The sequence below is a fragment of the Novosphingobium chloroacetimidivorans genome, from assembly GCF_014204535.1.
Taxonomy (GTDB): domain Bacteria; phylum Pseudomonadota; class Alphaproteobacteria; order Sphingomonadales; family Sphingomonadaceae; genus Novosphingobium; species Novosphingobium chloroacetimidivorans.
Genome location: NZ_JACHLR010000061.1, coordinates 1 through 3,800, shown reverse-complemented (window position 1 = coordinate 3,800; position 3,800 = coordinate 1). Strand labels below are relative to the sequence as shown.

Below are 3,800 nucleotides of genomic sequence, written 5' to 3'. Positions count from 1 at the left end.
CTACCCGCTACGACAAACGCGACGACAACTTCCTCGCCTCAGTCCAACTCGCATCCATACGCATCTGGCTGCGGCATAATGAGTCGGTGGCCTAGAGCATTTTCAGCATGAGCGTTGATATCCTGCGGCGTGGAAGAAGTTGGCGCATTCGTCTGGCAGGAAGCGATCGAGAAGCTTGCCGATGCGATCGACGAGCGCGTCGACGGTACGCGCAGGCTCCTGCCTCAGGAGCGCATTGAGTTTGGCGTAGGCTATCTCGATCGGGTTCATGTCGGGGCTGTAAGGCGGCAGGTGAGAGATCTGAGCCCGAAGTTTGGCGATCGCTTCGCGAATGCCGGTGACCTTGTGCGCGGGCAGGTTGTCGAGAACGACTACGTCGCCCCGTTCGAGGGTCGGGCGCGAGGATGTGCTCGACGTAAGATGCGGAAAGCATCGCCATCCATCGCGCGATCGAGCACCCCAAGGCGCGGTCACGCCGGTGAGGCGCAACCCGGCGACAAAGGTCATTGTTTTCCAATGTCCGAAAGGCACCTTGTCGCGGCAGCGCTCGCCAACGGGCGACCAGCCATAGAGCCGTGCCATTTTGGTGTTCAGACCGGTCTCGGTTAGGAAGACCAAGCTTTCAGGATCAAGGAACGGTTGCGCCGCTCTCGACAGCTTACGCGGCGCCTGCCTCCGGTGCGGGTTGATCCCAGCATCGCCGGTCATCCGCCGCCGGCGGCGCAGTATGGTTCACGAACAAGGAGTGGCTCATTACCGAGTCGTTGTTGTCCAGCAATCAGCAAAGGGTGCCCGGATAGTTGACGGGCGCGTTCTGTGTCGTTGTAATCTGTCGTTGATCGCCAAGACTCCGTAACGGCTTGACTCTGTTACGTCCGACACCAGGAATACTGCTGTTGAGCACTTCTTCAACAAGTCACCTTTTCTAGAAAAAAATTTCGGCTAAAGTAATGCTAACGGTGCATTCGTGCAAGGAAAGGAATTGTAGGCTAACCTCCTAACAAGTTCGCCTCTACGCTTACTCGGATCGCCGCAAGTGCCGTGCTTGCGCCCAACTTCCTCAGCATATTACCACGGTGAACTTCGACCGTGCGTGGACTAATCGATAGCTTTTCGCCTATTTCGCGGTTTGAGAGGCCGTGTTGGAGTTGGGTCAGAACGTCAAGTTCGCGCTTTGTCAGCGTTTGCAGCTTCTGACGAGCATCGGCAGCACCATAGCGTTGATCAATCAGGGCTGTAATTTGACTTGATGACTCAGCTAGAAACCGTTCTAAATTGGAACGATTGATCGGGCTTGGTAGCACGCCTACAACTCCCTGGAGCATTAGCTGCGAGCACCTAACCGGATCAAATGAATTAGTGTGAACTAAAGTAGGGCTCCAGTAATTGCGCATACGCATGTCAGAAAGGATTCGGTCTACTTGATTATCCTCATCACGCATCAAAACAAGAGTGTCTACGTTACCCTGCTCAATGAATTCTCGAACATTCTCGTAAGGCTCGATATGGAACCGCCCACCATTGAGGGACTTTGACTGCTCAGCACGTTGCCGAGTATCTGGTTCTATTAACGATATTGCGTTATAGCGGTCCATGTGATGATCTTACGTGCTTGTGCACGCACGCGAAAGCGTAAATTGTAGTGGCGTGAATCATGCCAGCATCTGAAGGTCGCGCGTTCGAACGAGAAGCGTGCGTCAAGTTGGCCGTCTCGGCAAGTTGGCCGTCTCGGCGATTTTGCGCGTTATACCAGCGAGCGCTTATACTAACCGCGTTGGTCAGAGCCGGCGTGCCCATTTGCGGCGACCGGTGGCCATGATGAGCCAGGATTGATCCATGAGCCTGTTCCAGGTCTCGCAGCAATGCTCGACGATGTTGACGTGGGATGCGAAGATGCGGTTGTAGAGCCAGTTGTCGCGCATGAACTGCCAGTTTTTTAGACTGGAATAGGCTTGGGGCATTTGACCGGCAACGCGGCGATAATGGTGTTGGCGGGGATCTCGAGCTTGCCGGTCATATGCACATTAGCACCACAGATTGCGCACTTAACGCGACAGCGAGCGCGATCTCGGGCAGATCCAGCGACGTTGTTTGATTATACAGAAGGCAGGACCAGACCTGCACCCTTACCCTGTCCCACGCGGGCCTCGCGTCCTGGAATCAAATCTCTAGAAAAATCTTGGGGAGGGCATCATGGACTTTCCACCTCCGCAGCAAAGCGCCTTTCTTGAAGAAGGCCTCCATGGCCAACTCGTTCTGAGCATGGTGGCGGCGCCGCGCCGTCAGTTTCAAGCAGCCAAGCTTCTTCAGCTCACGGCTAAGGGCTCATGGTCGTCTGTTCGCGCGAGACCGCGAATTCCTCATACAATCAGCACACCGGATCGATCAGCCGCCAGCGCACCACCCCATGGATCGGCGAGACCGGGCCGCGCTCGACCGTTTGTCACCAGCGCGGCCGCTGAGCAATGTTGAGGATCGACGTCTTGCCCGCAGCCCTTGCCGCCACGCAGACCATCCGGATCGCAGAAGTTTAACCGGATCACCCAATCGCGCACGATCTGGAGGGTCACGCCGCCGATCCTTGCCGCATCGCTCCTGGTGCTGGCCTCGAAGCATCAGCCATCTTCAGCCTGATTAGGGCGGTGAGACCCGGCCATGAGGATCATACGTGCAAGGTGGACCTCATCATCCGACTACTACCAAGGGCATCTTTGCCGCGGACCATGTCAGCATAAGTGCAATCGGTCGCATACGCGATCAGCACTATGCCATTGTCCGTGATGTCGAACCTAGCAATCGACTGTTACCGATAGCGCCCTCGAGGTTGACACGTGCTCTCTCCCAAGAGGTGGAGGGCCTGTCAGGTGCCAGTTGCCGGATGAGCGTGTCAGGGATCTCGTTGCCCGGTCGTAAACTCCAGATCCTGGTTTAACGTTTCAGTCCGGAAGCTTCGACTGAAAAGTGGTTCTACTTGCCTCTGATTGAACTTAGTCTCTGTTGCAAACCATGCGCCGTGGTCGATAGCAGCCGGATTCTTCGCGATAGCAATTTTCCGGCAAGCTCAGTATGGCCGCGCTTGTGTCGAGACCGCCATCGAGTCCGCTGCCTTTGGACCTCGCGCGCGCCAATGTTCGTCGTCCCGCTCATACATACGCCCACTTTCGTTAGCACTGAAGCCTTCAGTCAATGTAGGAGAGGCGAAACATCTTTGTCATGTAACTCTAGGCAATCAACGTTATCGAGTAAGGCTTGTTCTGAGTGGGACAAATATGCTAACATAAATCTAATGTATCCAGAATGCACTTTCCTATGGCGTCCAAAATTCAGCGGTGGATCTGTTTCGTTGCGGCGTCCTATCGATGAGGATGTAGCTGAGATCTACCGGATTTTAAGTGACGAGAAGGTCACTCGGTGGCTCTCGCTTATTCCGCAGCCTTACAGACCGGAGCACGCGGCCTTCTTCATGGCGCATATCGTTCCTAATGAATGGGTATGGGCGCTCACCTTGCCGGGCTCGTCCAAAATGGTCGGCGCAGTGAGCTTGATGCCAAGGAACGGCCTTCGTGCCGCAGAGCTCGGCTTCTGGCTATCCCGTGATCACTGGGGGCGAGGACTCATGAGCGAAGCGGTGCAACTCGTCGTCTTACACGGATTCGACAATTTAGGGCTCAGTTTCATCACGTCAGGTTATTTTGATGGCAACTTATACCAACCTGCGGTGAGCATGACTCACGTTAGGGATTCCCAAGGCGATGAAAGTCTGAATCAATGGCGTCCTTCATCAACAGGAGGCGCATATG

Annotated in this window: 5 protein-coding genes; 1 reads left to right on the top strand and 4 read right to left on the bottom strand. The window is 55.2% G+C overall.

Features of this window, described 5'->3' with window-relative positions; all coding sequences use genetic code 11:
* Positions 1–102: 102 nt before the first annotated feature.
* From HNO88_RS21680 to HNO88_RS21665, 4 genes are all read right to left on the bottom strand, one after another.
* Positions 103–708: an IS630 family transposase gene (locus HNO88_RS21680; protein ID WP_376768807.1), complete on the bottom strand. Its 606-nt coding sequence runs from the start codon at positions 706–708 to the stop codon at positions 103–105.
* Between the two features lie 281 nt (positions 709–989).
* The gene (locus HNO88_RS21675) at positions 990–1,595 is read right to left on the bottom strand and encodes a response regulator transcription factor (RefSeq protein WP_184250875.1); all 606 of its coding nucleotides are present in this window, start codon (positions 1,593–1,595) and stop codon (positions 990–992) included.
* A 183-nt stretch (positions 1,596–1,778) separates the two neighbouring features.
* Positions 1,779–1,961 (bottom strand): hypothetical protein, encoded by a 183-nt coding sequence (locus HNO88_RS21670; protein ID WP_184250872.1) that lies wholly within the window; start codon positions 1,959–1,961, stop codon positions 1,779–1,781.
* 399 nt (positions 1,962–2,360) lie between these two features.
* The gene (locus HNO88_RS21665; RefSeq protein WP_184250869.1) at positions 2,361–2,570 is read right to left on the bottom strand and encodes a hypothetical protein; all 210 of its coding nucleotides are present in this window, start codon (positions 2,568–2,570) and stop codon (positions 2,361–2,363) included.
* A gap of 773 nt (positions 2,571–3,343) precedes the next feature.
* On the opposite strand from HNO88_RS21665, the gene HNO88_RS21660 reads away from it, so the two are divergent.
* A partial coding sequence (locus HNO88_RS21660; protein WP_184250866.1) for a GNAT family N-acetyltransferase occupies positions 3,344–3,800 on the top strand: 457 nt, incomplete at its 3' end.